The sequence below is a fragment of the Ruegeria sp. YTSA075 genome (assembly GCF_059610245.1).
Genome location: NZ_JBXWNG010000007.1, coordinates 62969 through 89348, shown reverse-complemented (window position 1 = coordinate 89348; position 26380 = coordinate 62969). Strand labels below are relative to the sequence as shown.

General features: G+C 57.1%; 29 protein-coding genes. 11 read left to right on the top strand and 18 right to left on the bottom strand.

Annotated elements, in window-relative coordinates; all coding sequences use genetic code 11:
• Positions 1-13 precede the first annotated feature (13 nt).
• From fahA to AC2FGE_RS14005, 3 genes are all read left to right on the top strand, one after another.
• Positions 14-1291 carry a fumarylacetoacetase gene (gene fahA, locus AC2FGE_RS14015; protein WP_496819830.1) on the top strand — a complete coding sequence of 426 codons (1278 nt, stop codon included), beginning with the start codon at positions 14-16 and terminating at the stop codon, positions 1289-1291.
• Between the two features lie 22 nt (positions 1292-1313).
• Positions 1314-1949, top strand: coding sequence for a maleylacetoacetate isomerase (gene maiA, locus AC2FGE_RS14010; protein ID WP_496819829.1), 636 nt, complete (start codon positions 1314-1316; stop codon positions 1947-1949).
• Positions 1950-2040: 91 nt separating this feature from the next.
• Positions 2041-2370 carry a DOPA 4,5-dioxygenase family protein gene (locus AC2FGE_RS14005; RefSeq protein ID WP_496819828.1) on the top strand — a complete coding sequence of 110 codons (330 nt, stop codon included), beginning with the start codon at positions 2041-2043 and terminating at the stop codon, positions 2368-2370.
• Position 2371: 1 nt separating this feature from the next.
• Here AC2FGE_RS14005 and AC2FGE_RS14000 read toward each other — a convergent pair whose 3' ends face one another.
• Complete coding sequence (locus AC2FGE_RS14000; RefSeq protein WP_496819827.1) at positions 2372-4000, bottom strand: acyl-CoA synthetase; 1629 nt, start codon at positions 3998-4000, stop codon at positions 2372-2374.
• 223 nt (positions 4001-4223) lie between these two features.
• On the opposite strand from AC2FGE_RS14000, the gene AC2FGE_RS13995 reads away from it, so the two are divergent.
• Positions 4224-5615, top strand: coding sequence for an aminotransferase family protein (locus AC2FGE_RS13995; RefSeq protein WP_496819826.1), 1392 nt, complete (start codon positions 4224-4226; stop codon positions 5613-5615).
• Between the two features lie 599 nt (positions 5616-6214).
• On the opposite strand, the gene AC2FGE_RS13990 is transcribed toward AC2FGE_RS13995, so the two are convergent.
• From AC2FGE_RS13990 to AC2FGE_RS13970, 5 genes are all read right to left on the bottom strand, one after another.
• Positions 6215-6724, bottom strand: coding sequence for an ATP-binding cassette domain-containing protein (locus AC2FGE_RS13990; protein WP_496819825.1), 510 nt, complete (start codon positions 6722-6724; stop codon positions 6215-6217).
• Complete coding sequence (locus AC2FGE_RS13985) at positions 6721-6882, bottom strand: hypothetical protein (RefSeq protein WP_496819824.1); 162 nt, start codon at positions 6880-6882, stop codon at positions 6721-6723. The genes AC2FGE_RS13990 and AC2FGE_RS13985 overlap by 4 nt, the downstream gene beginning before the upstream one ends.
• 68 nt (positions 6883-6950) lie before the next feature.
• Positions 6951-8213, bottom strand: a complete 1263-nt coding sequence (locus AC2FGE_RS13980) for an ABC transporter substrate-binding protein (RefSeq protein WP_496819823.1) — start codon at positions 8211-8213, stop codon at positions 6951-6953.
• 55 nt (positions 8214-8268) lie between these two features.
• On the bottom strand, positions 8269-8958 hold the full coding sequence (locus AC2FGE_RS13975; protein WP_496819822.1) for a pyridoxamine 5'-phosphate oxidase family protein: 690 nt from the start codon (positions 8956-8958) through the stop codon (positions 8269-8271).
• A gap of 66 nt (positions 8959-9024) precedes the next feature.
• Positions 9025-10038, bottom strand: coding sequence for a carbon-nitrogen hydrolase family protein (locus AC2FGE_RS13970; protein WP_496819821.1), 1014 nt, complete (start codon positions 10036-10038; stop codon positions 9025-9027).
• A 128-nt stretch (positions 10039-10166) separates the two neighbouring features.
• On the opposite strand from AC2FGE_RS13970, the gene AC2FGE_RS13965 reads away from it, so the two are divergent.
• Positions 10167-11123 (top strand): AraC-like ligand-binding domain-containing protein, encoded by a 957-nt coding sequence (locus tag AC2FGE_RS13965; protein ID WP_496819820.1) that lies wholly within the window; start codon positions 10167-10169, stop codon positions 11121-11123.
• A 91-nt stretch (positions 11124-11214) separates the two neighbouring features.
• Here AC2FGE_RS13965 and rplT read toward each other — a convergent pair whose 3' ends face one another.
• From rplT to pyk, 5 genes are all read right to left on the bottom strand, one after another.
• Positions 11215-11580 (bottom strand): 50S ribosomal protein L20, encoded by a 366-nt coding sequence (rplT, locus tag AC2FGE_RS13960; protein ID WP_152457001.1) that lies wholly within the window; start codon positions 11578-11580, stop codon positions 11215-11217.
• Between the two features lie 14 nt (positions 11581-11594).
• Entirely contained in the window at positions 11595-11795 is a 201-nt protein-coding gene (gene rpmI, locus AC2FGE_RS13955; RefSeq protein WP_010443552.1) for a 50S ribosomal protein L35, read from the bottom strand.
• Positions 11796-11979: 184 nt separating this feature from the next.
• Complete coding sequence (locus tag AC2FGE_RS13950) at positions 11980-13527, bottom strand: alanine/glycine:cation symporter family protein (protein ID WP_496819819.1); 1548 nt, start codon at positions 13525-13527, stop codon at positions 11980-11982.
• A 12-nt stretch (positions 13528-13539) separates the two neighbouring features.
• Positions 13540-13977, bottom strand: coding sequence for a universal stress protein (locus tag AC2FGE_RS13945; protein WP_496819817.1), 438 nt, complete (start codon positions 13975-13977; stop codon positions 13540-13542).
• A gap of 239 nt (positions 13978-14216) precedes the next feature.
• Entirely contained in the window at positions 14217-15662 is a 1446-nt protein-coding gene (gene pyk / locus AC2FGE_RS13940; protein WP_496819815.1) for a pyruvate kinase, read from the bottom strand.
• A gap of 127 nt (positions 15663-15789) precedes the next feature.
• Between pyk and AC2FGE_RS13935 the strand changes: the two genes are divergently transcribed.
• From AC2FGE_RS13935 to AC2FGE_RS13925, 3 genes are all read left to right on the top strand, one after another.
• On the top strand, positions 15790-16527 hold the full coding sequence (locus tag AC2FGE_RS13935) for an N-formylglutamate amidohydrolase (protein WP_496819814.1): 738 nt from the start codon (positions 15790-15792) through the stop codon (positions 16525-16527).
• A 58-nt stretch (positions 16528-16585) separates the two neighbouring features.
• Positions 16586-16825, top strand: a complete 240-nt coding sequence (locus AC2FGE_RS13930; RefSeq protein ID WP_496819813.1) for a DUF6868 family protein — start codon at positions 16586-16588, stop codon at positions 16823-16825.
• A 76-nt stretch (positions 16826-16901) separates the two neighbouring features.
• On the top strand, positions 16902-17216 hold the full coding sequence (locus AC2FGE_RS13925; protein WP_496819812.1) for a DUF1244 domain-containing protein: 315 nt from the start codon (positions 16902-16904) through the stop codon (positions 17214-17216).
• Between the two features lie 42 nt (positions 17217-17258).
• Here AC2FGE_RS13925 and AC2FGE_RS13920 read toward each other — a convergent pair whose 3' ends face one another.
• Genes AC2FGE_RS13920 through dgcN form a run of 3 tightly spaced genes read right to left on the bottom strand, consistent with a single transcriptional unit; the run spans position 17259 to position 20164 of the window.
• The gene (locus AC2FGE_RS13920) at positions 17259-18119 is read right to left on the bottom strand and encodes a D-amino-acid transaminase (protein ID WP_496819811.1); all 861 of its coding nucleotides are present in this window, start codon (positions 18117-18119) and stop codon (positions 17259-17261) included.
• 11 nt (positions 18120-18130) lie between these two features.
• On the bottom strand, positions 18131-19111 hold the full coding sequence (gene dgcA, locus AC2FGE_RS13915) for an N-acetyl-D-Glu racemase DgcA (protein ID WP_496819810.1): 981 nt from the start codon (positions 19109-19111) through the stop codon (positions 18131-18133).
• A 51-nt stretch (positions 19112-19162) separates the two neighbouring features.
• Entirely contained in the window at positions 19163-20164 is a 1002-nt protein-coding gene (gene dgcN, locus AC2FGE_RS13910; protein ID WP_496819809.1) for an N-acetyltransferase DgcN, read from the bottom strand.
• 295 nt (positions 20165-20459) lie between these two features.
• Between dgcN and AC2FGE_RS13905 the strand changes: the two genes are divergently transcribed.
• Positions 20460-21422 carry an L-malyl-CoA/beta-methylmalyl-CoA lyase gene (locus tag AC2FGE_RS13905; protein ID WP_496819808.1) on the top strand — a complete coding sequence of 321 codons (963 nt, stop codon included), beginning with the start codon at positions 20460-20462 and terminating at the stop codon, positions 21420-21422.
• A 54-nt stretch (positions 21423-21476) separates the two neighbouring features.
• Here the strand turns inward: AC2FGE_RS13905 and AC2FGE_RS13900 are convergent, their stop codons facing one another.
• Together AC2FGE_RS13900 and AC2FGE_RS13895 are read right to left on the bottom strand one after the other, a co-directional pair.
• Positions 21477-22058, bottom strand: a complete 582-nt coding sequence (locus tag AC2FGE_RS13900; RefSeq protein WP_496819807.1) for a PA14 domain-containing protein — start codon at positions 22056-22058, stop codon at positions 21477-21479.
• Between the two features lie 119 nt (positions 22059-22177).
• Positions 22178-22630: an Lrp/AsnC family transcriptional regulator gene (locus tag AC2FGE_RS13895; protein WP_353013236.1), complete on the bottom strand. Its 453-nt coding sequence runs from the start codon at positions 22628-22630 to the stop codon at positions 22178-22180.
• Positions 22631-22703: 73 nt separating this feature from the next.
• On the opposite strand from AC2FGE_RS13895, the gene AC2FGE_RS13890 reads away from it, so the two are divergent.
• Positions 22704-23300: a LysE family translocator gene (locus tag AC2FGE_RS13890; RefSeq protein WP_496819806.1), complete on the top strand. Its 597-nt coding sequence runs from the start codon at positions 22704-22706 to the stop codon at positions 23298-23300.
• Here AC2FGE_RS13890 and AC2FGE_RS13885 read toward each other — a convergent pair whose 3' ends face one another.
• A complete protein-coding gene (locus AC2FGE_RS13885) occupies positions 23301-24134 on the bottom strand; it encodes an AraC family transcriptional regulator (RefSeq protein WP_496819805.1) in 834 nt (277 codons plus the stop codon). It lies immediately after the preceding gene.
• 124 nt (positions 24135-24258) lie between these two features.
• Between AC2FGE_RS13885 and AC2FGE_RS13880 the strand changes: the two genes are divergently transcribed.
• Entirely contained in the window at positions 24259-25221 is a 963-nt protein-coding gene (locus AC2FGE_RS13880; protein WP_496819803.1) for an acetyl-CoA carboxylase carboxyltransferase subunit alpha, read from the top strand.
• Between the two features lie 4 nt (positions 25222-25225).
• Here the strand turns inward: AC2FGE_RS13880 and AC2FGE_RS13875 are convergent, their stop codons facing one another.
• On the bottom strand, positions 25226-26356 hold the full coding sequence (locus AC2FGE_RS13875; RefSeq protein WP_496819802.1) for a lytic murein transglycosylase: 1131 nt from the start codon (positions 26354-26356) through the stop codon (positions 25226-25228).
• Positions 26357-26380: the final 24 nt, after the last annotated feature.

The window sequence follows — 26380 nt, the reverse complement described above, 5'->3', positions numbered from 1 at the left end:
GTTTGGAGACAATATGCCATTGATGAAATCCTGGGTGACCTCGGCCAACGACCCGACCCACCCCTTTCCGCTGAACAACCTGCCGTATGGAGTCTTCTCGGTTGCTGAAGACGAACTGCGTTGCGGCGTTGCCGTTGGTGACATGATCTTCGACGTGACAGCGGCCGAAGAAACCGGGCTAATCGCGCTCAGCGACGATCCCCTTTTTGACCTGCCTTTCTGGAACCCTTTGATGGAACAAGGGCCCGCCGTATGGGCCGCCTTGCGCAACCGGCTGACCGAGTTGCTGTCGGAAGGCGCGGAAGAGCAAGACAAGGTCGAACCCCTGCTGGTGTCGCAGGGCGACGTGCAGATGCACATGCCTTTGGCGGTCAGCGAATACACTGACTTCTACGCAGGTCGGCACCATGCCACGAATGTGGGCACCATGTTCCGAGGGCCGGAAAATGCTCTGCCGCCCAACTGGCTGCACATCCCCATTGGCTATAACGGGCGCGCCTCATCCGTCGTGGTGTCTGGTACGGATATCCGCCGCCCTTGGGGCCAGTTGAAGGGACCCAACGATGCCCTGCCCCGTTTTGCGCCTTCGCAACGGTTCGATATCGAGCTTGAGATGGGTGCCATTGTGGGAACCCCATCCGAGGGTCCGATCTCGGTACAGGAAGCGGATGACAACATCTTTGGCTATGTCCTGCTGAACGATTGGTCAGCCCGAGATGTCCAGGCGTGGGAATACCAACCATTGGGGCCCTTCCAGGCAAAGGCCACCGCCACTTCGATCAGCCCCTGGATCGTCACCAAAGCCGCGCTGGAGCCGTTTCGGTGCGACACCCCTGCCCGAGAGTTCGAGTTGTTGGATCATCTGAAGGATTGCGGCCCAATGCTCTATGATATCGACCTCGAAGTGGCGATGGCCCCTGCGGGACAGCCGGAAACGGTGATCGCCCGGACCAACTACAAAGAGATGTATTATTCCGCCGCGCAGCAGCTGGCCCATCACACCACCTCCGGCTGCCCGATGAACACCGGGGACCTGCTGGGGTCTGGTACGATCTCTGGCCCTGAAACGCAAAACCGGGGGTCGTTGCTGGAACTCAGCTGGGGCGACAAAGAGCCTCTGAAGTTGGATAGTGGTGAGACCCGCAGTTTTATTCAGGATGGCGACACGCTAACCTTGAAAGGGCATGCCAAGGGCGACGGCTATGTGATCGGGTTTGGCACCTGTACGGGAACGATCCTTCCTGCGCTTGAAGATCCTTACAAAAGATGTGGCGCTGAACCCATTTTTTAAACTCGCCTATCTGAGGTGCAAAATGACCGAGACCATCCTTTATGACTACTGGCGTTCGTCGGCCAGCTATCGGGTACGGATTGCGCTTAATCTAGCCGGGATTGCGTATCGCTCGGTCTCGGTTGATCTGACGAATGCAGCGCATAAATCTGACCAGCACCTGAGGCGAAATCCGCAAGGGCTGGTGCCCGTGCTTGAGATTGACGGCCTGCAACTGACCCAGTCATTGGCCATCATCGACTATCTGGATCAGACCCGACATCTTGGCCTTCTGCCTACTGACCCCGCCGCGCGCGCCAAAGCGCAGGCATTGGCGCAGTCTATTGCGATTGATATCCACCCGGTTTGCAATCTGGCAGTGGCCCGATATGCAACACATCTGAGCGGTGACGCCGAAGGGATGCCCGGGGACTGGATGAAACGCTTTATTCGTCCGGGGCTGTTGGCCTTTGAAACACTGCTTGGAAGTTTCGAACAGGCCCCCTACTGCACCGGCACGCAGCCGGGCCTTGCTGATCTGTGTCTGATCCCACAGCTGTACAATGCGCGCCGGTGGCAGGTCGATCTGACGGATATGCCCAACCTTCTGAGTGTCGATACCGCCTGCGCAAACCACCCGGCCTTTGCTGCAGCGCACCCGGATCAGCACCAGCCGTAAGCGCCCGCACAGGATCTGTGCGCAGCTACGGCTGTTCAATCGCTTTTGCCATGCCTAGCTCATTGGTGTCGTACAAGAACACGAGGTTCCCATGTCCGAGATCACCGGCTATCACGCACATGTCTACTTTGACGCCCAAACACAAAAGGCAGCGCAACATATCTGTGAGGACGCAGCGCGCCTCTTCCGGGTTCAAATGGGCCGCATGCACACCCGCAATGTTGGTCCTCACCCGCGCTGGAGTTGCCAATTAGGGTTCTCTGCTGACACGTTTGATCAAGTGATCCCGTGGCTCATGTTAAATCGTCAGGGGCTGACAGTGTTCACCCATCCTGAAACCGGAGATCCCCTTGCCGATCACCGCGATCACGCCTTGTGGATGGGTGAGGTTCTGCCGCTTGACCTGTCTATCTTCGGCTGACCTATTCCAACACCCGTGCCTTATCGCGCAACACAAATTTCTGTATCTTCCCGGTTGACGTTTTTGGCAACGCCCCGAACACAACAGTCTTGGGCGCTTTGAAATGGGCCATGTTATCCCTGCAAAACGCGATCAACTCGGCCTCGGTTGCGTTCGCACCGGGCTTGAGTTCAACGAAGGCGCAAGGCGTCTCGCCCCATCTGTCGTCCGGGCGCGCAACGACCGCTGCCTCCATAACCGCAGGGTGCTTATATAGAACACCTTCAACTTCGACGGATGAGATATTCTCACCCCCCGAAATGATGATGTCCTTGGACCGGTCTTTCAGCGCAATGTAGCCATCCGGGTACATCACTCCCAGATCGCCTGATGCAAACCATCCGCCATTGAATGCTGTATCCGTGGCATCCGGGTTCTTCAGATACCCTTTCATCACCACATTGCCCTGCATGAAAATCTCACCCATGGTCTCTCCATCTGCCGGGACAGGCTCCAGTGTCTCAGGATTGGCTACCATCAGGCCCGACAGCGCCGAATAGGGCACGCCCTGCCGCACCTTCAGAGCCGCACGATCTTCGGGGCCCTGCGCATTCCATTCCTCTTTCCACGCGCAGACGACTGACGGCCCATAGGTCTCGGTCAGGCCATAAACATGGGTCACCTCAATCCCCATCGCCTCCATCGCTTCGATGACCGCGGCGGGTGGCGGGGCACCTGCTGTCATCACCTTGATCTGATGGTCGAAATCTTTCAAGTGATCCGGCGCATGTGCCAGCATATTCAGAACAATCGGCGCGCCGCAAAAATGAGTGACCTTCTCGTCCCGAAATGCGGCATAGATCGGTTCCGCCCGAACAGCGCGCAGGCAAACCGATACCCCAGCATTCGCCGCCATCGCCCATGGGAAACACCACCCGTTGCAGTGAAACATCGGCAGCGTCCACAGATAGATCGAATGGCGCGGCATATTCCAATCAAGCAGGTCGGACTGCGCATTCAATGCCGCACCACGGTGGTGGTAGACCACACCCTTCGGGTTGCCAGTCGTTCCGGATGTGTAGTTCAGCGTAATCGCATCCCATTCATCGTCGGGCAACGCCCAGTCATAGTCCGGGTCACCTTCTTCCAGCAAAGCCTCGTAGGTCAAATCCGCCAGTCTTTCGCCACCTTCAAAGCTGGGATCTTCGATATCGACAATCAGAATGTCATGCTCGACCTGCGACAGTGCCTCTTTGACCACCGCTGAAAACTCTGTATCAACCAACAGAACCTTTGCCTCGGCATGGGTCAGGATAAAGGCAATGACCGGTGCATCCAGCCGCGTGTTGATCGCGTTCAGAACAGCCCCCGCCATGGGCACCCCAAAATGCGCCTCGTAGAGTTCGGGAATGTTGGCCGCGATGATCGAAACGGTGTCCCCTTTTCCGACGCCCCGCACCGCCAAAGCCGAGGCTAACCTGCGGCAGCGGCTGTAGGTTTGCGCCCAGGTGTAACGGCGATCTCCATATACAACTGACGGGTAGTCCGGATAAACCGCCGCCGTCCTTTGAATAAAACTGAGCGGGGACAGGGGCGTATAATTCGCACGGGTTTTGTCCAGGTGACGCTCATATATGTTGGCCGCTTGCATACGCCAATCCTCCCCAATTCGCGTGTTGGCCGACTTGAGCACAAACTTGCGGCGCTGACAAACCCGTAGAAATACGCCAAACATACGTTCTGGCTTTATGCTAAGATACGATCTGGCCCTATATTCCAGCGGTCATTCGCGGTGATCTGAGCCATCGCAAACACACGCTATTGTGGGCTCTGACCCACATCCTACACACCGCACCTGATTGAAAGGACATGTCATGGACGGAACGTTCAGTGAAAACGATCTTTCCCGCGTGGTTGAGGCTGATCGCGCCCATATCTGGCATCACCTGATCCAGCATAAACCCTTTGAAACCAATGATCCCCGCATCATCGTCGAAGGCAAGGGCATGCGTGTCTGGGACCAGAAAGGCAAAGAGCATCTGGATGCGGTATCCGGTGGCGTCTGGACCGTGAATGTCGGCTATGGCCGCGAATCGATCTGCAAGGCCGTCTATGACCAGCTGATGAAGCTATGCTATTTTGCCAATTCGGCGGGCTCGATTCCCGGTGCGCTTTTTGCCGAAAAGCTGATTGAAAAGATGCCGGGCATGAGCCGGGTGTATTACACCAACTCAGGCTCTGAGGCGAACGAGAAAGCCTTTAAGATGATCCGTCAAATTGCGCATAAGCGCTATGGCGGCAAGAAAACCAAAATTCTGTATCGCGACCGCGACTACCACGGCTCGACCCTGGCCGCGATGTCGGCAGGCGGGCAGGACGAGCGTAACGCGCAATACGGACCGTTCGCACCCGATTTCATCCGCGTACCGCACTGCATGGAGTACCGCAAGCACGAGTTGGACGGCGCGCCGGAAGAGAATTTCGGCGAATGGGCTGCCGATCAAATCGAAGAGGTGATTCTGCGCGAAGGCCCCGACACTGTTGGTGCGCTGTGCCTTGAGCCGGTCACTGCAGGTGGCGGTGTGATCGAAGCGCCCGAAGGCTATTGGCAGCGTGTGCAGGAGATCTGCAAGAAATACGACATCCTGCTGCATATTGACGAGGTCGTCTGCGGCGTAGGCCGGACTGGTACCTGGTTTGGCTACCAGCAATATGGCGTGAAGCCCGACTTTGTAACCATGGCTAAGGGTGTCGCCTCGGGCTATGCGGCCATCGCCTGTCTGGTAACCACCGAAGACGTCTTTGATATGTTCAAGGACGACGCGGCGGACCCGATGAACTATTTCCGCGACATCTCGACCTTCGGGGGATGCACTGCCGGCCCTGCTGCTGCGATCGAGAACATGCGCATCATCGAAGACGAGAACCTGCTGGGCAACTGCACTGCTATGGGCGACCGGATGACGGACAACCTTCTGGCGCTGATGGATAAGCACAAGGTCGTGGGCGACGTTCGCGGCAAGGGCCTGTTCCTAGGGGCTGAACTGGTGGCGGATCGCAGCAACAAAGAACCAGTAGACGAGAAACTAGCACAGGCTGTAGTTGCCGACTGTATGGCCCAGGGCGTGATCATCGGCGTCACCAACCGCTCGGTTCCCGGTCGGAACAACACGCTGTGCTTCTCGCCCGCGCTGATTGCGACCGCAGATGATATCGATCAGATCACCGACGCGGTCGATGGCGCTCTCGGTCGCGTGTTTGGATAAACGGGGCAGGACAATACTCTGGACCGGCGCCCTTAGCGCCGGTCCACTTAAGTGAATGGCCGCTTTGAGGGCGATCCGGACTTATGGACTGCATGAACCAACAATTGCTTTCTTGAGACTTCGATCGGAACCCAGAGCTAAATAGACATGAGCCATTTCTTGAAAATTCTTAACATGACACGCTCCTGATCGCCGGGGCGACAGACGAAATAAAGCCCGCGATCCAATGGAACACTGCTTTCATCAAAACGGATCAGCCGACCAGGTTCTTAGTCTCTCTCTGCGAAGAGTCGTCTTGCCAACCCCGCGCCTTGCCCGTCAATCGCGGCCTCCAACAGAACTGCGCTGTCCAGGTATTTGATGCTCTGCGCGTTGAACCGATCAGCGCTCAATCTGACCTGCACAGCCCAGCTTTCCCATCCGATGTAGAGAAGACGTCGTGCAATAGTGGAAGGTCAGCCACGTCCTCAGCGCGCATCGGTAGTCGGGTTGCCGACTGATGGCCCCCGGGGGGCGTTCAGAACACTGGAACGCGATTTGAGAAATATAGCCGATTTGCGAAAGTACAAAGCGCCGTAGATCTACGAGGACGAAGACGATCATCCCAGATAGGCCTGTTCCAGCAGGCTCGGGTCTTCGAATAACTCCCTAGGCGCGCCGGAGAACCGAAGTTTGCCCTGGCTAATGACATGGCAATGGTCCGCAATCCCAAGTGCGAGTTGGGTGAATTGCTCGATCAAGAGAATCCCTAACCCGTCCGTTCGCAATTTTTGAACCACTTCAATGAGGCGTTCAATGACAACTGGGGCCAATCCCAGTGACATCTCGTCGATCAGCAAAATGCGGGGTTTGCTGACGAGCGCTTGAGCGATCGCAACCATCTGCTGCTGCCCGCCCGAAAGCGCGCCCGCACGCCTGCCGAGAAGTACCCTGAGCTCGGGGAAGACCTCGAGCGCATAGTCCGTCTGTGCTGTCAGATCGGCATCGCTCAGATGCGGCCCGGCGGCGCGCAGGTTGTCGATGACCGAGAGGCCAGCAAGTGTCTGGTGACCTTCAGGAACTGCGGCTACGCCTGCGGACCGAATGGTTTGCGGGTCGGCCTTTGTCAAATCGGCCTCGTCGAGACAAACCCTACCCGTTTTGGGCAATAAGCGAAGTTGAGAAATCCGGTGGAAGAGCGCAGGATCACGAGGCCGATCCCGCCAAGCGCATAAAGCGATCCCACCGCAAGGCCGGATACAAGAAACCGGCCGTAGACCGTTAACATGTCGTATGCTCCTGAAGAAAAGGGCCGGACGGCGAGGGAGGATTGCCGCCCGGCAGGTCAGGGAGGATTTAGTCCCGCAGGCCCAATGCACTTTCCTGACTCAGAATCGGATCGAGATAGGCGCTGTCGATGTCGTAGCAGTCGCGCACCAATTCGAAAGCACCATCGCGGTAAACGACCATCCTGCCTTGGTGGTTGGGCATGTGCCGGTCGGCCTCGCCCACGTAATAGGGGCCGCAGAGCAGATCGCATTCGACGCCGACGATCCCTTTGATGGCCTCGGTCACGCTGGCGCGGTCGATCGTTTGGGGGTCAAGCTCCAGAAGCGCATCAACAAAGAACTTGGCCGAGATGTAGCCCGACTGGCTGAAGGTATCGCGCCGGTCGCCGTCCTGACCGTAGTCGTCCATCACGGCAATCCAGTTGCGGTTGTCGGGTCCGTCGCTGTCAAACTGGTTCAGCTCGATATTGACGTAGATATGGCCGTCCCAATAGTCGCCCAGCACTTCGGTGACGCCGGGATCATAGAGCGGCGTGGGCGAGACCCATTTGAACATTTCGCGCCCACCTTGTTCCTCGGCCACGCCAAGCAGGCCAATCGCCGGCCCTGCGGGCAGCATCAGCAGGATCGTATCAACCCCTGCAGCCAGGGCTTGCAGGTAGGTCGCGTTCAGATCCACGCTTGTCGGGTCCATCAGGATCGACGTGCCGCGCAGGCCCTTCTCCTCCATGTAGCGGTTCATCCAATCGCAGGCCCAACCACCGTTGTTGGGAATGTTGAAACCAATGCAGGCGGCGTGCTGGGTTCCGAGCTCTTCGATTGCAAACTTCAGTGCACCGATGCCCGAAGACAGCGGACCCTGGTTTGTTGAAACGATATTCGAGCTTTCGTAGCATTCCGAGATCGCGCAGCCTGATGCCATCGCCATGATACCTTGGTTAGCATATAGCTGAGCATTCACAGCCATTTCCACGACCGAGCCGTTGCCTACCAGCGCCACGACACCCTCGTCTACGACAAGCTTGTTCGCGACCTGGCTTGCCAGCTCCGGGTTCCACTGATCGTTCTCGACGATGTACTCAATGGGTCGTCCATTGATCCCGCCATTCGCGTTGACGCAGGTGAAATAGGCCATGGCGGCATCGGTGCCGCCCGAAAAATCGCCCGGAGGCGCGTTACCGTTGATCCCGCCGACCTTGATGGGTTCGCCGGTGGCTGCCTCGCCTGTGTTGAGACCGCAGACCGGGCCGTCCTGGGCTGCGGCAGGCTGGGCAATGCCCATCAGGCACAGCCCGACCATGCCTCCGAAGAGGTTTAGTGTGTGTTTCATCTTGTTTCTCCTGTTGGTTTGTCCGACCGTCACGCGGTCGTTTGGCAAGCCGTGGTCAGGACGAGCCGTCCATCACCTTGGTCATGTATTCTTCTTCGGTGATCGTGCCGCCATTCTCGGCGGCTTTGCCCTGATCGCGCTCATGCAAGAATTCCTGGATCGGTGCAATCCGCTTCCATGCCGGAAATAGCTGCTTCCCTTCGGCGTCCGGGACGTAGACCGAATGAGGTTCGGCACGCTTGTGTTTATGGATCATGCGGGCACAATTTTGAAACACGCGCGTGACATCGACCGTCGCAACCATGTTGCAGCCGGGGAAACATGCCATCAATTCCGGGTCTTTTGAGATTTTGGCATCGCCCTGCACACGGATGCGCCAGGGTGTTACGAAATCCATGAACAGCATCCCGACCTTGCTGGCCGCGTCGATGTTGCCCATCGAAAGCCACATGCCGTTGCCATCGTAGTTCGGAAAGACCAGCCGGTTACCGCCCAGAGATTTCACAAACCCCGCCGGTCCACCTTTGTAGCTGACGGTCGGTTCGCCCTCTGCGGTCACGGTTGACAAAAAGAAGTAGTCGCGCGTCTCGATGTACTCGATATGATAGTCTTCCAACTCATCTCGAACGATGGCTTGAATCACAGCGTGCGATAGCTTGGTGTGCCCGTTCTCGTCCTGCAACTTGCGCTGCGCGTCGGTATAGAAATCCTCATGCGTAGGGATTGCGGGTGTTTGTTCTGTCATCTCTTCCTCCCTGAAAGAATGGCTGCGCGCGCCCCGCGCCGTTTGGCACGAGGCGCGGCGATCCCGTCATTCAGCGGCTTCAGCCGGAGTGTCAGCAACAGGAACGATCTCCTCCCAGCCGGGGGCGTCATCAAAATTCACAACCGGGCGCTGGCGTTTGCGATTGATCAAGAGCCGGGTGCTGTCACGTTTGGCGTAGTGACCCGCAGGGTCTGCGGCGGCCTTGGCATAGCCGATCATGTGCAGGTCGATGTCGGCATACATGATGCCTTCCTGATCGTGCGGGATGCGCTCGGCCATCTCCGACCCGTCTGGGGCATAGATCGCGGTATAGCCGCCACCAACCGGCAACAGAGCCTCCTTCTCTGCGTTTCCTTCGCACAGCAGGTCCTGCATCTCCTTCGTGACCAGCGCACAAGGCGCCAGCACAAAACACGATCCCTCGACCGCGTAAATCATCGAGGCGCTATTATTGACCTCGGGCCCCAAGGCATAGGCCGCACCTTTGTAGAGCGCAAGGTTCGGCCAGGCGGCCACGTGGATCTGCTCGTTCTGGGCATACATGGCGTATTTCGACAGCGGCTGCATATGTTCCCAGCATGCAAGCTGCCCGACCCGCCCGATCTTTGTGTCGACCACATTCAGATCCGAACCGTCACCTTCGCCGAAGACGGTGCGTTCGACATGAGTGGGTTTCAGCTTACGGCGGCGGTTGATGACCTCACCCGTCTCATCAAAATGCCATTGAGCGATATAGAGTGACCCACCGTCGCGTTCGCTGACGCCGATCGACAGCTGGATGTTGTTGTCACGGCAAGCCTTGGCGAGACGCTCTTCGTGTTTGGAGCCCGCCACGATCGAATTATCGAAATAGCGTCCGACGAACTGCATTTGCCAGGCAACCGGGCCCAACCAGACATGATTTGGATAGCCGGGAAGCCAGGTTTCGGAAAACGCGACAAGATGTGCGCCGCCGGCTGCAGCCTCTTCGATCAGCTCAACGGCCTTTGAAACACCAGCATCAAGGTCGAGAAAGCAGGGCGCGGCCTGAACAGCAGCCGCTTTGAATTGTGTAGACATGGTTGGAACCTCCTCTTGATCCGAGGAGATTGCCATTTCCGGCTTCAGCGTACTTTGGCGTTCGGGTCAAAAAACTTGCGTTTTTGGGCAGTCTGATAAACTCTCTCGTCAGTTTGTGAAGGCTGCACATGACACAAGTCGCCCAATATTCGACGACGGATGTTGCTCCGCGCGATCGCTTTGCCTATTGGCGCGAAGCGGTTTGCGACAGCTATGTTCAATTGGGCTGTGAATCTCAACAAATATCTGATTTTACGGGTGAATTGAGCATATCCAGACACTCTGTTCTGTCCATTTCGGCAGTATCCGGGGCGCAGCACTCAGTCGTGCGGCGAAAAAGGGATATTCGGGCTGCGTCAGACGAATTTTTCCTCGTAAGTCTTCAGCGTGAGAACACGTCCAGAATCACTCAATTCGGTAACCAGTCTGTTCTGAGGCCCGGCGATATCGGCGTGTACGACAGTGCTCATCCGTATCTTTTGGAGTTGGAGAACGGCTTTTCCAAGACGGTCCTTCAACTACCGAAGGACCGTCTGCTCGCAAGACTGCCCATTGCGCGCATGATGGGTGGCACACGGATAGACGGGCAATCCGGGATTGGAAAGTTTGTTCGGGATAACATTCTGTCGCTCACCGATCATTTGAACGGTTCCGATCCGACAGTTTCAGAGCTTTTGCAGGAAACGTTGATTGACCTGTTGGCCACAGGCCTTGCGGCCGGCCGTAGCCAGGTGGCAGACCTCGCCTCTCCTGAACAGCACATGATTATCCGGATGCGCAGTATTATCGCGTCGCAATATGGCGATCCAGATTTGGACCGAAACAGCGTGGCCTTTGAGGTTGGCATATCCGTTCGCCGGTTGAACAGCATTCTCTCCAAGCAAAACAGTTCGATTGCCGAGGAAATCCGCCGGAAACGTCTCGATACTGTTGCCTCGCAGTTGAAAGATCCGCGCTATGAAAGTCTATCGATCAGCGAAATAGCAATGAACTTCGGTTTCAGTAATCTTCAGTACTTTTCGACGGTTTTTCGTTCTGAATTTGGGGTGACGCCCCGTGCATACAGGGCTAGTGAAAAAAACTAACCTAGAGCGATTTACCGACAGTCACTACCCTAAATCAAAAAAAGCCGCCCCAAGCGGGACGGCCTTTCTTTCACTGTCTCTTTTCAGAGGATCAGGCAGTCAAAGCAGCCTGAGCTTTGGCGACAATCGCGCCGAACGCTTCCGGTTCGTGCACGGCCAGGTCGGCCAGAACTTTGCGGTCCACTTCGATCCCGGCCAGGTTCAGGCCGTTGATGAAGCGGGAATAGGTCAGTGCTTCGTCATGCGAACGGACAGCAGCGTTGATACGCTGGATCCACAGCGCGCGGAAGTTGCGCTTGCGGTTCTTACGGTCGCGGGTTGCATATTGGTTGGCCTTGTCGACGGCCTGACGGGCAACCTTGAAGGTGCTCTTGCGGCGGCCATAGTAACCTTTGGCGGCCTTGATAACCTTCTTGTGACGGGCGTGAGTTACGGTTCCACCTTTAACGCGGGACATATCTTAATCTCCTCTTAGCGGTCGTAGGGCATGTAGCCCTTGACGATCTTTGCGTCGGGGGCGGACAGGGTGGTGTTGCCACGAGCGTCGCGGATGAACTTTTTGGTCCGCTTGATCATGCCGTGACGCTTGCCGGCCTGGCCAGCAAGGACCTTACCGGTCGCAGTCACCTTAAAGCGCTTCTTGGCGCTCGACTTTGTCTTCATCTTAGGCATTTCCGTCTCCTTCATTCGGGTTCGGTTTCAAACGCGACTCGGCATGCCATCTCGGCCGGTCACGCAACAGAAGCGCCGTTTACGCAAGTTCGGTCATGCTGACAAGGGGGTTTTGACCAGAATCCGCAGATTCCACCGAAGGTCAGAGGCACCGGGGCGACACAGGCCGCCCCGGTGAAAGTGCTTAGTGCTCGAACTTGCGGATTTCCCCGCTTTGCAGCCGTGCGGCATAGGAGGCAAGCTCCTGCCGCACCACTTTCATCAGGAAGTACAGCGCAAAGACGTTCACAACCGCCATCGCAAAGATCGCCGCATCTGAGAAGTCGATAACCGGACCAAGGTTGGCCGCAGCACCGATGACAACGAAGACGCAGAAGATGATCTTGAACACCAGTTCCTTGGTCTGACCTTCGCCGAACAGATAGGTCCATGCCTTGAGGCCATAGTAGGACCAACTGATCATGGTCGAGAAGGCAAACAGGATCACCGCGATCGCCAGAACAAACGGGAACCAGCTAAAGGCGCTGCCAAAGGCTGCGGAGGTCAGGCTGACGCCGGTATTGCCATCAACGGTTGCAATCGCGCTGCCTGCTTCGTTCAGCAAGTAGTTTCCGGTTTCGGGATCAATGATCAGCTGCTGGGTGATGATGATCACCAAGGCGGTCATCGTACAGATGACAACCGTATCGATGAACGGCTCCAGCAAGGAGACAAAGCCCTCGGTGATCGGTTCCTTGGTCCGAACGGCCGAGTGTGCAATCGCAGCAGAACCCACGCCGGCTTCGTTCGAGAACGCCGCACGTTTAAAGCCCTGAATCAGCGCACCAACCATACCGCCTGCAACACCAAGCCCGGTGAAGGCACCTGTGAAGATTTGACCAAATGCCCAGCCGATCATGTCGGCATTCATGATGATGATCACCAAAGCAGCGGCCACATACATGACCCCCATGAAGGGCACGACTTTCTCGGTCACACGTGCGATCGACTTCAGACCACCCACGATCACAAGGAACACCACCAAAGCGAACACGATGCCCGTGATCCACCCGGGATAGTCGCCGACGATGCCTGCGATCTGCTGATGTGCCTGGTTGGCCTGGAACATGTTTCCACCACCAAGCGCGCCTAGAATACAGAAGATCGAGAACAGAACCGCCAGAATCTTACCACCCGGCAAACCCAGCTCGTCAAACCCTTTGGACATATAGTACATCGGGCCTCCAGAAACCGTACCGTCTTCGTACTCGTTTCTATATTTCACACCCAGCGTACATTCGGTGAATTTTGAGGCCATGCCCAAAAGACCGGCCAATATCATCCAGAAGGTCGCACCTGGACCACCGATGCCGATGGCAACCGCCACACCGGCGATGTTACCAAGACCCACCGTACCGGACAGGGCTGTTGCCAAGGCTTGAAAGTGGCTGACCTCACCCGCATCATTGGGATCAGAATAGTCGCCCTTCACCAGCCGGATCGCATGACCGAAGAAGCGAAATTGCACGAAGGCAAAATACAGCGAGAAAACCGATGCCGCGACAACCAGCCAGCCCACGATCCAGGGAAAGCTGGTTCCCGGGAATGGCGCGAAGATAAAGCTGACAAAGGGCCCGGTCGCAGAGGCAAATGCTTCATTGATCTGTTGATCCAGACCGGCCTCTTGCGCCAGGGCCGCGCTTGCCGTGAACAAAGACGCGACAAGCAAAGTAAGAAGTTTCAAAGCTTTCATTGTTCTGCCCCCTCAATTCACAACTGTGACCGGCACGTCGGCATGCATCACCAGATTCTGCGTCGAGCTGCCAAAGATACGCTTTTTGATACCGTCGGCCGAGGATCGGCCAACCACAATCTGCGACCCGTTGTTTTCAACCGTGATCGCATTCAGCGTTTCTGCCACGTCCCCGTGACGCACCACGCCTTGAGCTGTGAAGCCTGCTGCTTTCAGACCGTCCACCGCAGGGGTGACAATGCGCGTTGTCGCCAGTTCAAGCTCCTCCTCGCGCCGTTTGTGACGTTGGGCATTTTCTTCTGGGGTCTGGAATGTGTAGGGCGACCATTCGATGACATAGGCCACCAGAAGCTCGCAGCTACCAATCACTTTGGCCAATTCCTTGGCGAAGGTGAGCGCGCGTTCTCCGGTCTCTGTCCCATCCAGTCCGATGACAATTTTGTTTGTCATTTCGTTCCTCCATTTATGGTTGTTATCCGGGGCCCGTGCCCCCGGCGGGCGACCGGAACCTGGAACTTGTTGAGTGATCGCCCTAGGGCCTTTATCGGGAATTTCCACCGGAAAATGAAATACAATCTGCAAGTTTCGCCCTAAACGGACAAAATTCGCTTAGAAATCAGGAGATTCTTGGAAAAACGGCCCACCCCGCAACGCAGAGCAGGCCGATTTGAAGCAATTGATGTGCCCCGCTATTCGGGATCAGTGCTGTAGATCAGGCGTTCGTCGCAGGGTGCCACGCGCAAGATGTTGGTGGTGCCTGGCACGTTGAATGGCACGCCTGCGGTCACCACGATCTGGTCAGTCGCAGAGGCAAACCCACCGGCGCGGGCCGCACGAGCTGCATTGACCACCGCGCTTTTGAAACGCTCCAACTCGGGCGTCATGACGCAGTTACAACCCCAGCTCAGGCACAACCGGCGCGCCGTCCCCATCAGCGACGTCATCGCGATAATCGGCACACCAGGCCGTTCCCGCGCCGTCAACGAAGCCGTCGTACCACTTTGCGTAAAACAGCAGATTGCTTTGATATCTGTCTTTTCAGCAATCTCACGGGCGGCAGCAACAATCCCATCGGCCACGGTAGTGCCCTTTGCGGTGCGAGAGGCGGCAATGATTTGCGTATAGGTCGGGTCAGCTTCGACCTCGATAGCGACCTTGTTCATGGTTTGCACAGCCTCAATCGGATAAGAGCCCGCAGCAGATTCCGCGCTGAGCATGATGGCATCCGTGCCCTCATAGATGGCGGTGGCCACGTCGGACACCTCGGCCCGTGTTGGCATCGGGCTTTCGATCATGCTTTCCAGCATCTGGGTCGCCACGATCACAGGCTTGGCTGCCCCACGGCATTTACGTACCAGACGCTTCTGGATCGGTGGCACCGCAGAAACGGGCAGTTCCACACCCAGATCACCGCGAGCGACCATAATGCCGTCCGAGGCATCTAAAATGTCATCAAAGGCTTCAACCGCAGCAGGCTTTTCGATCTTCGACAGAATCGCGGCGCGGCCATCGGCCAGCGCGCGGGCCTCGAACACGTCCTTGGCCCGCTGTACAAAGCTCAGCGCCAGCCAATCGACGCCCAACTGGCAGACAAACTCAAGATCATCCCGATCCTTGGCCGACAAAGCCGCAACAGGCAGCACGACGTCCGGAACGTTCACGCCCTTGCGGTTCGAAATCGTACCGCCGATTTCAACGGTGCAATTCGCGAAATCCTGACCGCATTCATCGACGATCAGTCGGATCTTACCGTCATTGACCAGAAGATGTGCACCGGGCTCCAACGCCGCGAAAATCTCGGGATGCGGCAGACAAACGCGTGCGCCATCCCCTGCGGCAGGGTCAAGATCCAGACGGAAGGATGCCCCTTCAATCAGTTCCTCGGCGTCATTGGCAAACACACCAACCCGCAGCTTGGGGCCCTGCAGGTCCGCAAGAATTGCAATCGGGCTGTCCAGGTCCTTTTCCACCTGCCGTATAATCCGGTGCCGTTCGCGAATCTCATCATGGCTGCCATGGCTCATGTTCAGGCGAAACACATCCGCCCCGGCCTCGTGCAAAGCGCGGATGGTGTCATAGTCATTAGACGCCGGTCCCAGCGTCGCCACGATTTTTACATTTCTAAGGCGTCGCATTGCTTGTGCTCTCCTCGTCCCTCGGCAGTCACAAAATGTTACCGCAAACAGTTGCCGGGATGCTTATTGCGCAATTCCCTTTTCGAAGCAACTGCCCTACACCTGCGGCAAACTTGATGACAGGCTTATGACGTATTCTCCTTACTTTGTGCACGGCGAGGATCGCTCCTCCCGCTGGCTGATCACCTGCGACCACGCAACCAACACTGTTCCGCCTGAGATCAATGGCGGAGACTTGGGCCTTCCAAGAGAAGACATGGAGCGTCACATCGCCTATGACGTCGGTGCCTATGAAGTGTCAAAGCATCTGGGAGAACATCTGAACGCCCCGGTCATCGCAGCAAATTTTTCGCGGCTGGTGATCGACCCCAACCGGGGTGAGGATGATCCGACCCTTTTGATGAAACTCTATGACGGCTCAATCATTCCCGGCAATCGTGATGCAGACAAGGCCGAGCGGGAACGGCGTTTGAACCAGTGCTATCGCCCGTATCACGATGCGCTTAAAATGCTGGTCAATAAACCGGATGCAATTATCATCTCGATGCATTCGTTCACCCGACAACTCAGGGGACGCGAGCCGCGCCCCTGGCATGTCGGTGTTCTGCACACGCCGGATGAGCGGTTTTCGCGCCCACTGATCGACCGGCTAAAATCAGAAGATGATCTGTGCGTTGGTGTAAACGAACCTTACACCGGCGTTCTGACCGGCGATGCAATTGATAAACATGGGACAGCCCATAAACGGCCAAACGCCCTGATCGAGCTGCGCAATGACCTGATTGCAGACCACACCGGGCAACGGGCCTGGGCCGAGCGCTTGGCAGTGATCCTGCAGGACGCCTTGGTGGCCAGCGACCTTTGATCCACGTCATTGTGAGACCTCCATTTAGCCCCCATATTCAGGGCAGATGGAGGTGACCATGACACAGGAGTTTCTGACAACTGTCTTTGGCTGGATGGCGGTGCTCAACATCGCGGTTTTGCTGTTCTCGACCCTTATGATCGTTCTGATGCAGGACTGGATAGCCGGTTTTCATGGCCGGATGTTTCAAATGGAACGCCCAGACGTAAGACGGGCCTATTTTCGGTATCTTGCCAACTACAAGATACTGACGTTGATCTTCTGCATCATTCCGTGGCTGGCCCTGAAGCTGGCATGACACAGAGCTTGTTGAAACAAAGTTGCCAGAACGCTAGGTCAAAAGGAAATCGCATCCTGTATTCCGGAGCCAGACCATGGACAAGCAAACCGAAATCGAACTTCAGGCCGCCGCTTTCCGTCGATTGCAAAAGCACCTGATGGAAGACCGCACCGACGTTCAGAATATCGACATGATGAACCTGGCCGGATTCTGCCGTAACTGCCTATCACGCTGGTACCAGGAAGCTGCGAATGAAAAAGGCATCGAGATGGGCAAGGACGAGGCGCGTCAAGTTTTCTACGGCATGACAATGGATGAATGGAAGGCCAACTACCAGACCGAGGCCAGCCCGGAAAAACAGGCCGCATTCAATACCGCCTTCGAAGAGAATGTGGGCAAAAAAGACTGAGGCTCATAGAGTAAGACCCGCCGGATTGGCGGGTCTTTTTGATTAGATTGCGGCCTTGCGGCTTTCATCCAGATAAATCTCGCGCAATCGCTTGGCGATCCGCCCCGGCGTGCCGTCGCCCAGAGTGACGCCGTCGATCTCAACCACTGGCATGACGAAGGCGCTGGCCGAGGTGGTAAAGGCCTCATCCGCCTCTTTGGCTTCATCAATGGTGAACAGGCGTTCTTCAACTTCCATCTGCGCCTCAGCCGCCAATCGCAGAACAGACTTGCGGGTGATGCCGTGCAGGATATCGTTGGACAAGGGGCGCGTGACGATCTTGCCGTTCTTCACGAAATAGGCGTTGTTGCTGGTGCCCTCGGTCACATAGCCGTCTTCGATCATCCAGGCATCATCACACCCGGCCGCCTTGGCCATCATCTTACCCATCGAGGGGTACAGCAATTGCGTGGTCTTGATATCGCGGCGACCCCAGCGGATATCATCGATCGAGATAATCTTTGCACCCTTGCGCGAGGCAGGGCTGTCTGCCAGACCCGGCTTGTTTTGCGTGAACAGAACCAGCGTCGGTTTTGTATCCTCGGACGGGAACACAAAATCCCGATCCCCATCGCTGCCGCGCGAGACTTGCAGGTAAACCAAACCTTCTTCGATACCGTTCAGTTCCACCAGTTTACGATGAATCTCCAGCAGTTCGTCCTTGCTGCAGGGCTCGGCCATCTGCAATTCGTCCAGCGATCGTTTCAGGCGCACCGCGTGACCTTCGAAGTCAATCAGCTTGCCGTCTAGAACACTGGTCACCTCATAGACTGCATCAGCCATCAGGAACCCACGATCGAAGATCGACACCTTGGCCTCGGTCTCAGGCAGGTAGTCGCCATTCACGTAAACAGTGCGGGTCATGTGTTGTCTCCTCAGCCCCAGAGGCCCATTTTCGGCGGATGCACTCCGGCGGTATCAAAAGTAAGCGGTGTGTCGCGGTCTTCGGCCAACAGAAGCGGGCCGTCAAGGTCTGTAACCATTGCACCCTGCGCCAACAGTGTCGCAGGGGCCATGGCCAGAGAGCTGCCGACCATACAACCCACCATGATTTTGTAGCCTTCGGCCAAAGCCGCCTCGCGCAGCGCTAGTGCCTCAGTCAAACCCCCGGCTTTGTCGAGCTTGATATTGACCACATCATACTTGCCCTTCAGTCCGGACAAACTGGCCCGATCATGGCAGGATTCATCTGCGCAAACTGGCACAGGCCTGTTCATCCCGATCAGCGCATCATCTTCGCCTGCGGGCAAAGGCTGCTCTACAAGCGCCACACCCAACCGGACCAGATGCGGCGCGAGGTCGGCGTAGACCTCGGCGGACCAGCCTTCGTTGGCATCAATGATAATGGTCGATTTCGGCGCGCCGGCCCGCACGGCCTCGAGCCGGGGCATATCATCGGGCGTGCCCAGTTTGATCTTCAACAAAGGACGATGCGCATTCTCAGCCGCCTGTGCCTGCATTGCTTCGGGTGTTGCCAGCGAAAGTGTATAGGCAGTGATTTCAGGACCCGGAACCGGCAGACCAGCCAATTCCCATGCCCGCTTACCCACGCGCTTGCACTCCAGATCCCACAGCGCGCAATCGACAGCATTTCGCGCGGCCCCTGCTGGAAGCAAATCCAGCAACGTCTCACGCGTGAACTCGGCAGGCAGACCCGCGATCTCGGCTTCGACCGAGTCCAGCGACTCATCGTAGCGCGCGTAGGGCACACATTCGCCCCAGCCCTGATGGGTTCCGTCCGTAATTCGAACCGTCAGCACCTTTGCCTCGGTCCGCGACCCGCGCGAGATGGTGAACACCTGCGCCAGTCGGAACACATCACGAGAGACCTCTACCTGCACGCGAAGCTCCTTCATTTTAAAAACCGCCCGCCAGAGACGTGTGGAGCCACTGGCGGGATGTTCAGATCACAAAGCAGCCAGCGCGTCCACCAGCTTGCCCGCACCAAAGCGATAGGGGTCAGTGGCCGGAAGCCCCAACTCTGCCTCAACCTTTGCGATATATGCCTTCGCGTCATCCTCGCTCAGATGCTGTGTGTTGATCGACACACCCGCCACCTGACAGTCGGGGTTTGCCACCTGCGCCAAGGGCAACGCTGTGTCGCGTAGCTGCTGCAATGTCGGCAGAGAATACTCGGGCAGGCCACGCATATGGGTCCGGGTCGGTTCATGGCACAAAATCAAAGCGTCCGGCTGCCCGCCATGGATCAGCGCCATGGTGACACCGGAATAAGAGACGTGGAACAAAGACCCCTGCCCTTCGATATGATCCCAATGATCAGGGTCGTTCTCGGGGGTCAGGTATTCCACCGATCCCGCCATGAAATCTGCAACAACCGCGTCCAGAGGAACACCCTGACCAGTGATCAAAATTCCGGTTTGGCCAGTGGCCCGGAATGTGGACTTCATGCCTCGCTTGCGCATCTCGGCATCCATCGACATCGCCGTGTACATCTTGCCCGCAGAACAATCGGTTCCAACGGCAAGGCAGCGCTTGCCGATACGCTTTTTGCCATTGGCGATCGGATATCCTACGGTCGGCACCCGCACATCGTGCAAAGTGCCCCCATGGGTCTGCGCAGCGGCAACCAGATCGCCCTCATCCCGCAACAGGTTATGCAGGCCCGATGCCAGATCATAACCCATTTCCAGCGCTGCAATCAGGACCTCTTTCCAGGCTTGGCTGATCACGCCACCCCGATTGGCAACCCCGATCACCAACGTTTTCGCACCGGCGGCTTTGCCTTCGGCCAACGTCATATCCGTCAGGCCGAGGTCAGCCTCGCAGCCTACCATACGCAATTGGCCAACTGCATTTTCCGGGCGCCAATCCCGGATACCGATGGCCACTTTGGCCGCCAACTGGTCGGGCGCATCGCCCAAAAACAACAGATACGGTGTCTCGATCATTGCGGTGCACTCCTTTGATTCCGGCTTAAGCTAGAGAAGCCCGCGAACGAGCGTTTCGCGTATTCACCAACCCTGCCACGTTACCGCGCGATTTTTTTGCGCAACGTGCTTTTCAGCTGCAAGAATCTTCGATCTTTTTAAAGTGATTAAACTTTAATCACCCATTTCGGATGCCACAATAACAGTTTCTGCACATGCAATGCCGCAGGCGCAAAATCACGGTTGCACCAACGCGTGTAATTTAATACCTCAATTTACAGAAAAATCGTAATTTCCTTACTCGCACGAGGTCCCGATGAGCTTTCGCATCCAACCCGCCGCACCGGCCCGGCCCAATCGCTGTCAATTGTTTGGCCCCGGCTCAAACACCAAACTGTTCCCCAAAATGGCCGCATCGGCTGCGGATGTGATCAATCTGGACCTCGAAGACTCCGTTGCGCCTTCTGATAAGGACGTCGCCCGCGCCAATGTGATCGAGGCGCTGAATACCATCGATTGGGGCGGCAAATACATGTCTGTGCGGATCAACGGACTGGACACGCCCTATTGGTACCGCGATGTGGTGGATGTTCTGGAGCAGGCCGATGACCGATTGGATCAGATCATGATCCCCAAGGTCGGCTGCGCCGCCGACGTTTATGCGGTCGACGCTCTGGTCACAGCCATCGAGCGCGCCAAGGGCCGGACCAAGCCGATCTCATTCGAAGTCATCATCGAATCCGCCGCAGGCATTGCCCATGTCGAAGAGATCGCGGCATCCTCCCCTCGGATGCAGGCCATGAGCTTGGGGGCCGCAGATTTTGCAGCATCGATGGGGATGCAGACCACCGGGATCGGCGGCACGCAAGAGAACTACTATATGCTGCGCGAAGGCGAGAAGCATTGGTCCGATCCGTGGCATTGGGCACAGGCGGCCATCGTCGCGGCCTGCCGCACACACGGCGTTCTGCCGGTTGATGGACCATTCGGTGATTTCAGCGATGACCAAGGCTACATCGCGCAGGCCAAACGGTCCGCCACTCTGGGGATGGTCGGCAAATGGGCGATCCATCCCAAACAGATCGCGCTGGCCAATGAGGTGTTCACCCCCTCAGACGAAGCCGTCTCGGAAGCGCGTGAGATTCTGGCCGCAATGGAGCAGGCCAAAGCCAATGGCGAAGGCGCGACCGTTTACAAAGGCCGTCTTGTCGACATCGCGTCAATCAAGCAGGCTGAGGTGATCGTTGCACAGGCCGAACTGATCGCCGCAAACGGCTGAACAAACTCAAAAAAAGGCGCCCATTGCGGCGCCTTTTTTCAACAGATCTTTAGACTATCGGCCAAATACGTCATCCGGCGTCCAGGTGAACCTTTCGCCCTGCTTACCCCATTTCATCATCAGGCAAGACGTACCCTTTTTCTGAAAATAAGTGATTTTAAGCGGGTACCAGCCAGCGCTTGGAACTTCGACCTCTGTCCGCTGGTTTGCCTCACAACTCTGGATGCCGTTGACATAACCGATTTGCTGCCCACCAACCCAGGCGTCGATACCGTCATTGGACCAGGTCTCTAACTCGTAGATACCGGGGGAATCGAATCGGAGATACCCAGTGATTTCGGCGGCTACATTGTAGGTTTCGTTAAACGTCAGGACCGGTTCGCCTTCGGTGGTGTCACGGTAATCCATGCCCAGCAATGGCGTACCGGGCTCACCCCTTTTCTTCAGCAGTTGCTCTGCTTTCGACAGGCTCTGCAATTTGCGCGGCGGGTTACCTTCCCAGGCATATTTCACATCAAGGCCCGAGTTTGGGCTGGGTTGAGGGTTAGCGGGTTGCAGCTTCAGCGGTGCTGCCGCAACAGACCCGGCGATCATCGCCACGGCAACAGCAATCGCCCCGGTTCGTAAAATCTTCATCATAGACTCCCTGTATGCGCCGCGTTTAGCCAACATGGATGGGTCTGCGACGTCATTGCGGCCACACTAAGATGTGAGTTTTAGCCCTGCAAGAGTGTACGTCTTCACATTTTGACGGCTCAGGCGCGCTGATCCTTGGGGGACCCCATAACCACATAAGAGGTGATCGAGGTCACGTGCGGCAGCGTGCCCAGCACTTCGGTATGGAAGGTTTTGTAAGATGGCAGGTCGGCGCACTCGACACGCAGCAGATATTCGATCGTTCCAGTGATGTTGTGACATTCGACAACCTCGGGCGCACGCTGCAGCGCACGCTCGAACCCTTCCTGGGCCGCTTTGGTATGTTCACCCAATCCGACGCCGATATAGGCGACGAAGCCCTTGCCCAGCGCAACCGGGTTCAAGACAGCGCGATAGCCCGAGATCACCCCGGCCTTCTCAAGCTCCTGTACCCGTCGCAAACAGGCTGAGGGGGACAGACCAACGCGATCCGCCAGTTCCAGATTACTAATGCGCCCATCCGCAGTCAGTTCACGCAATATATCACGGTTTATTTGATCAATTTTCGCCATTCATTGTGAATTTATGGCAATAACGCACAAGAACGCAATTTCATTTGCGCAAATTGCCGCAAATATTCGTCCCATGACCTATGATATCCTGCTCGCCCTGATTGCCTTTGCTTTCGTATCTTCAATCACACCGGGGCCGAATAACCTGATGCTGATGGCGTCGGGCGCGAATTTCGGATTTCGCCGGACGATCCCGCATATGCTTGGGATTGGTCTGGGCTTTACCTTTATGGTTCTGCTGGTGGGCGCTGGCCTGGTGCAAATGTTCAATCAGTATCCCATCAGTTACACGATACTGAAAATCGCCTCGGTCGTATATCTTCTGTACCTGGCCTGGAAGATCGCGCATGCAGCCCCAACTGAGAACAGTGCCGAGGTCGGTACGCCGATGACCTTTATGCAAGCGGCCGCGTTCCAATGGGTCAACCCAAAGGCTTGGGCAATGGCCCTGACTGCCACAACCGCCTATGCGCCGGGCCAGACTCTGAATGTCATCCTCATCGTCGCGCTTGTTTTTGGGGCGGTCAACTTGCCCTCGGTCAGCACGTGGACGGTACTGGGGCAACAAATGGCGCGGTTCCTGACGAATCCGCGCCGGTTGGTGGTGTTCAACTGGACGATGGCCGCGCTGCTGGTTGCATCGCTCTATCCAGTTCTTTGGCCTAACTGATCACTTCAACGGCAGGCAGATTTCCGTCAGCAAATCCTCGGGTGCGGTCTCACGCGGATCGTTGAGGTAGACCTCATAACATGGTTGATCCGCCGGTTCCTCACCCGAGGTCGGAAGCCAATTTCCGAACAGGCTGTCATAGGCCGCATGAATGCCGGAATACGGGCCTTTGAACGTCAGTACCGCCGTTTTCCCACCCGGGATGTTCATGCCTTCCATACCCTCGGGCGTTTCACCACCGCGGTATTCAGCGCCGGCGTAACTGCGCAGCTGATCCGAGGGCACCGCTTCAGGGTTATCCAGGTAAATTCCGATCACCGGGCCCATCTTGGGCCACAATTGTCGGGATTCGCACAGGGCGCCGAAGGCTTCAAAACTTCTACCGATTTCGGAGTAAGCGCCTTTGTGAGGCAGAGCAATAATGCGGCGGGTGGGTTCTGTTCGCGTCGTCACAGGATACATGGGATATTCTCCGGTTTTGAGATGTGGATGCGACGGAAGAACTTGGCCTGTCTTGCGAAACGCGGCAGGGCTGCTGCCATAGGCCTGAGAAAAGGCCCGTGTAAAAGACTTGAGATTGGGATACCCAATCTCGGCTGCGATCTGCGGCACTGGCCTATCGGATTGCAACAGCCAGGTTGCGGCGCGATGCAAACGCAACCGTCGCACCGCCTGCGCGCAGGTCTCGCCCGTCAGGGCCCGAAACACGCGATGCCAGTGGAACCGCGACATGGCGGCGACATCGGCCAACGCATCCAGTGACAGGTCCCCTGCGGGGTTGTCATGAATATATGTCAGAACGCGCAGCACTCGGTCTTCGTAGCGGGTCACCATTGGTGTCTTCCCTTTCTTCCTCGCCCGACTGAACTTGCATATTCTTGAACCACAAATCTTGCTGAGTTGCATCCGGGGCAGCCACACGGCATATAGCTAGGAAATTTCACGCAGGTGAGGCGGCATGACCCAGTATCTGGATTTCGAAAAACCCTTGGCCGAGATCGAAGGCAAAGCGGAAGAGTTGCGCGCGCTGGCCCGCGCCAATGAAGAAATGGATGTGGCCGAAGAAGCCGCCGCGCTGGATACCAAGGCCGCCAAGCTGCTGGAAGAGCTGTATGCGGATCTGACCCCCTGGCGGAAATGCCAGGTAGCGCGTCATCCCGAACGCCCCCATTGCAACGACTATGTCGATGCCTTGTTCACCGAATTCACGCCTTTGGCGGGGGACCGGAACTTTGCCGACGATCTGGCCGTGATTGGCGGGCTAGCCCGGTTCAATGATCAGCCAGTGATGGTGATCGGCCATGAAAAGGGCTCGGATACCAAATCGCGGATCGAGCGAAATTTCGGTATGGCCCGCCCCGAAGGGTATCGCAAAGCCGTGCGCCTGATGGAAATGGCTGGTCGCTTTGGTCTGCCGGTTATCACCCTGATCGACACTGCGGGCGCCTATCCCGGCAAAGGGGCCGAAGAACGCGGTCAGTCTGAGGCAATAGCCCGGTCGACCGAGATGTGCCTGAAGATCGGTGTACCGCTGGTCTCGGTCATCATCGGCGAAGGTGGGTCCGGCGGGGCCGTGGCCTTTGCCACTGCAAACCGCGTCGCGATGTTGGAACATTCGGTCTATTCGGTGATCTCACCCGAAGGCTGCGCTTCGATCCTGTGGAAAGATGCCGAGAAAATGCGTGAGGCCGCCGAAGCGCTGCGCTTAACCGCGCAAGACCTGCACAAGCTGGGCGTATGTGACCGGATCATCCCCGAACCCAAAGGCGGGGCCCACCGGGGCCGCACCGAGGCGGTTGAAGCTGTGCGCGACGCCATTGCCGCCATGCTGAAAGAGCTGGATGGCAAAGATGCGGCGGCCCTGATCAAGGACCGCCGTCAGAAGTTCCTGGATATTGGCTCAAAGGGGCTGGCGGCCTAAACCGTCAGCCACCCAAACGACGCAATAGCTCGACCGATGGCGTGCCTGTCACGGGCAGGCCACTGGCGCGCTGATAGCCGCTGATCGCGGCCTCGGTATTCTTGCCGATCACCCCATCGGCGCCTTGGGTGTCGTAACCGGCTGCTGTCAGGCGGCGTTGCAGTTCCTTCCGATCCTCAAGAGTCAGGCCCGTTGCATCCGGCCCGAACGAGGCTTGGAACGGCGCCCCTCCGGCGATCCGATCGGATAAATGCCCGACGCCAATCGCGTAGCTGTCCGAATTGTTGTAACGCTTGATCACGTTGAAATTGCGGAACACCGCAATTTTGGGGCCTGGCACCTGTGGCTGTATCACTGCATTGGGCGTGCCAGTTACGGTGCCAACCTCCCCACCCCAAGGCTGCCCACGCACCCAACCCGCACGCGCCAGATAGGCCGCGGTTGAGGCCAGAGAGTCCGACGGGTCCTCGGACCAGATATCGCGCCGTCCGTCACCCGTGAAATCAACCGCATAGGCCAGATATGAAGTCGGGATGAACTGTGTATGGCCCATCGCCCCGGCCCAGCTGCCGGTCATGTTTGCGGCTGAGGTATCGCCCTCCTGGATGATACGCAGCGCTGCCACCAGCTGTTTTTCAAAGAACGCACCGCGCCGCCCGTCATAGGCCAGCGTGGACGTGGCCGAGATCACCGGCACATCCCCGCGCCGCGCGCCATAGCGGCTTTCAAGCCCCCAGACGGCCACCACGACTTCTTTGTCGACGCCATACTGTGCTTCGATCTGAGAAAGTGTGCCATTGTACCGCTGCAGCATCTGTCGGCCGGTGCTGATCCGTTCATCCGAGGCGGCGATGGCCAGATAATCTTCGAGCGAGCGTTTGAACTCGACCTGATTGCGATCACGCTCGATCACGCCGGGCAGATAACCTGCCCCCTGAAAGGCGCGGTTCAGGGTGGATTGCGAGATACCCTGTGAAGACGCTCGGGTTTTGAAACCAGCAACCCAGGCGTCATATCCTGCATTCGGGACAGATTGCATGCGTGATGCGGGCGCCCGTGCCGGAGCCCCCCCGCTGCTGCACCCCGCCAGCACCGCCGCGCCAAGGCCGATAGAAAAGGTCCGTCGATTAAACATGTCTGACATCTGCTCTTGTTTGTG

What these genes read in the sequence shown, in the direction of transcription:
- AC2FGE_RS13985 (WP_496819824.1), bottom strand. Translation starts at nt 6,882, where the DNA reads ATGTTAACGGTCTACGGCCGGTTTCTTGTATCCGGCCTTGCGGTGGGA.
- AC2FGE_RS13885 (WP_496819805.1), bottom strand. Translation starts at nt 24,134, where the DNA reads ATGGTGACCCGCTACGAAGACCGAGTGCTGCGCGTTCTGACATATATT.
- AC2FGE_RS13895 (WP_353013236.1), bottom strand. Translation starts at nt 22,630, where the DNA reads ATGGCGAAAATTGATCAAATAAACCGTGATATATTGCGTGAACTGACT.
- AC2FGE_RS13920 (WP_496819811.1), bottom strand. Translation starts at nt 18,119, where the DNA reads ATGACCCGCACTGTTTACGTGAATGGCGACTACCTGCCTGAGACCGAG.
- AC2FGE_RS13995 (WP_496819826.1), top strand. Translation starts at nt 4,224, where the DNA reads ATGGACGGAACGTTCAGTGAAAACGATCTTTCCCGCGTGGTTGAGGCT.
- pyk (WP_496819815.1), bottom strand. Translation starts at nt 15,662, where the DNA reads ATGCGACGCCTTAGAAATGTAAAAATCGTGGCGACGCTGGGACCGGCG.
- AC2FGE_RS13875 (WP_496819802.1), bottom strand. Translation starts at nt 26,356, where the DNA reads ATGTTTAATCGACGGACCTTTTCTATCGGCCTTGGCGCGGCGGTGCTG.
- rpmI (WP_010443552.1), bottom strand. Translation starts at nt 11,795, where the DNA reads ATGCCTAAGATGAAGACAAAGTCGAGCGCCAAGAAGCGCTTTAAGGTG.
- rplT (WP_152457001.1), bottom strand. Translation starts at nt 11,580, where the DNA reads ATGTCCCGCGTTAAAGGTGGAACCGTAACTCACGCCCGTCACAAGAAG.
- AC2FGE_RS13945 (WP_496819817.1), bottom strand. Translation starts at nt 13,977, where the DNA reads ATGACAAACAAAATTGTCATCGGACTGGATGGGACAGAGACCGGAGAA.
- AC2FGE_RS13930 (WP_496819813.1), top strand. Translation starts at nt 16,586, where the DNA reads ATGACACAGGAGTTTCTGACAACTGTCTTTGGCTGGATGGCGGTGCTC.
- AC2FGE_RS13970 (WP_496819821.1), bottom strand. Translation starts at nt 10,038, where the DNA reads ATGTCTACACAATTCAAAGCGGCTGCTGTTCAGGCCGCGCCCTGCTTT.
- AC2FGE_RS13925 (WP_496819812.1), top strand. Translation starts at nt 16,902, where the DNA reads ATGGACAAGCAAACCGAAATCGAACTTCAGGCCGCCGCTTTCCGTCGA.
- maiA (WP_496819829.1), top strand. Translation starts at nt 1,314, where the DNA reads ATGACCGAGACCATCCTTTATGACTACTGGCGTTCGTCGGCCAGCTAT.
- AC2FGE_RS13935 (WP_496819814.1), top strand. Translation starts at nt 15,790, where the DNA reads ATGACGTATTCTCCTTACTTTGTGCACGGCGAGGATCGCTCCTCCCGC.
- AC2FGE_RS14000 (WP_496819827.1), bottom strand. Translation starts at nt 4,000, where the DNA reads ATGCAAGCGGCCAACATATATGAGCGTCACCTGGACAAAACCCGTGCG.
- AC2FGE_RS13905 (WP_496819808.1), top strand. Translation starts at nt 20,460, where the DNA reads ATGAGCTTTCGCATCCAACCCGCCGCACCGGCCCGGCCCAATCGCTGT.
- AC2FGE_RS13965 (WP_496819820.1), top strand. Translation starts at nt 10,167, where the DNA reads ATGACACAAGTCGCCCAATATTCGACGACGGATGTTGCTCCGCGCGAT.
- AC2FGE_RS13950 (WP_496819819.1), bottom strand. Translation starts at nt 13,527, where the DNA reads ATGAAAGCTTTGAAACTTCTTACTTTGCTTGTCGCGTCTTTGTTCACG.
- AC2FGE_RS13975 (WP_496819822.1), bottom strand. Translation starts at nt 8,958, where the DNA reads ATGACAGAACAAACACCCGCAATCCCTACGCATGAGGATTTCTATACC.
- AC2FGE_RS13980 (WP_496819823.1), bottom strand. Translation starts at nt 8,213, where the DNA reads ATGAAACACACACTAAACCTCTTCGGAGGCATGGTCGGGCTGTGCCTG.
- AC2FGE_RS13890 (WP_496819806.1), top strand. Translation starts at nt 22,704, where the DNA reads ATGACCTATGATATCCTGCTCGCCCTGATTGCCTTTGCTTTCGTATCT.
- fahA (WP_496819830.1), top strand. Translation starts at nt 14, where the DNA reads ATGCCATTGATGAAATCCTGGGTGACCTCGGCCAACGACCCGACCCAC.
- AC2FGE_RS14005 (WP_496819828.1), top strand. Translation starts at nt 2,041, where the DNA reads ATGTCCGAGATCACCGGCTATCACGCACATGTCTACTTTGACGCCCAA.
- dgcN (WP_496819809.1), bottom strand. Translation starts at nt 20,164, where the DNA reads ATGATCGAGACACCGTATCTGTTGTTTTTGGGCGATGCGCCCGACCAG.
- AC2FGE_RS13880 (WP_496819803.1), top strand. Translation starts at nt 24,259, where the DNA reads ATGACCCAGTATCTGGATTTCGAAAAACCCTTGGCCGAGATCGAAGGC.
- dgcA (WP_496819810.1), bottom strand. Translation starts at nt 19,111, where the DNA reads ATGAAGGAGCTTCGCGTGCAGGTAGAGGTCTCTCGTGATGTGTTCCGA.
- AC2FGE_RS13900 (WP_496819807.1), bottom strand. Translation starts at nt 22,058, where the DNA reads ATGAAGATTTTACGAACCGGGGCGATTGCTGTTGCCGTGGCGATGATC.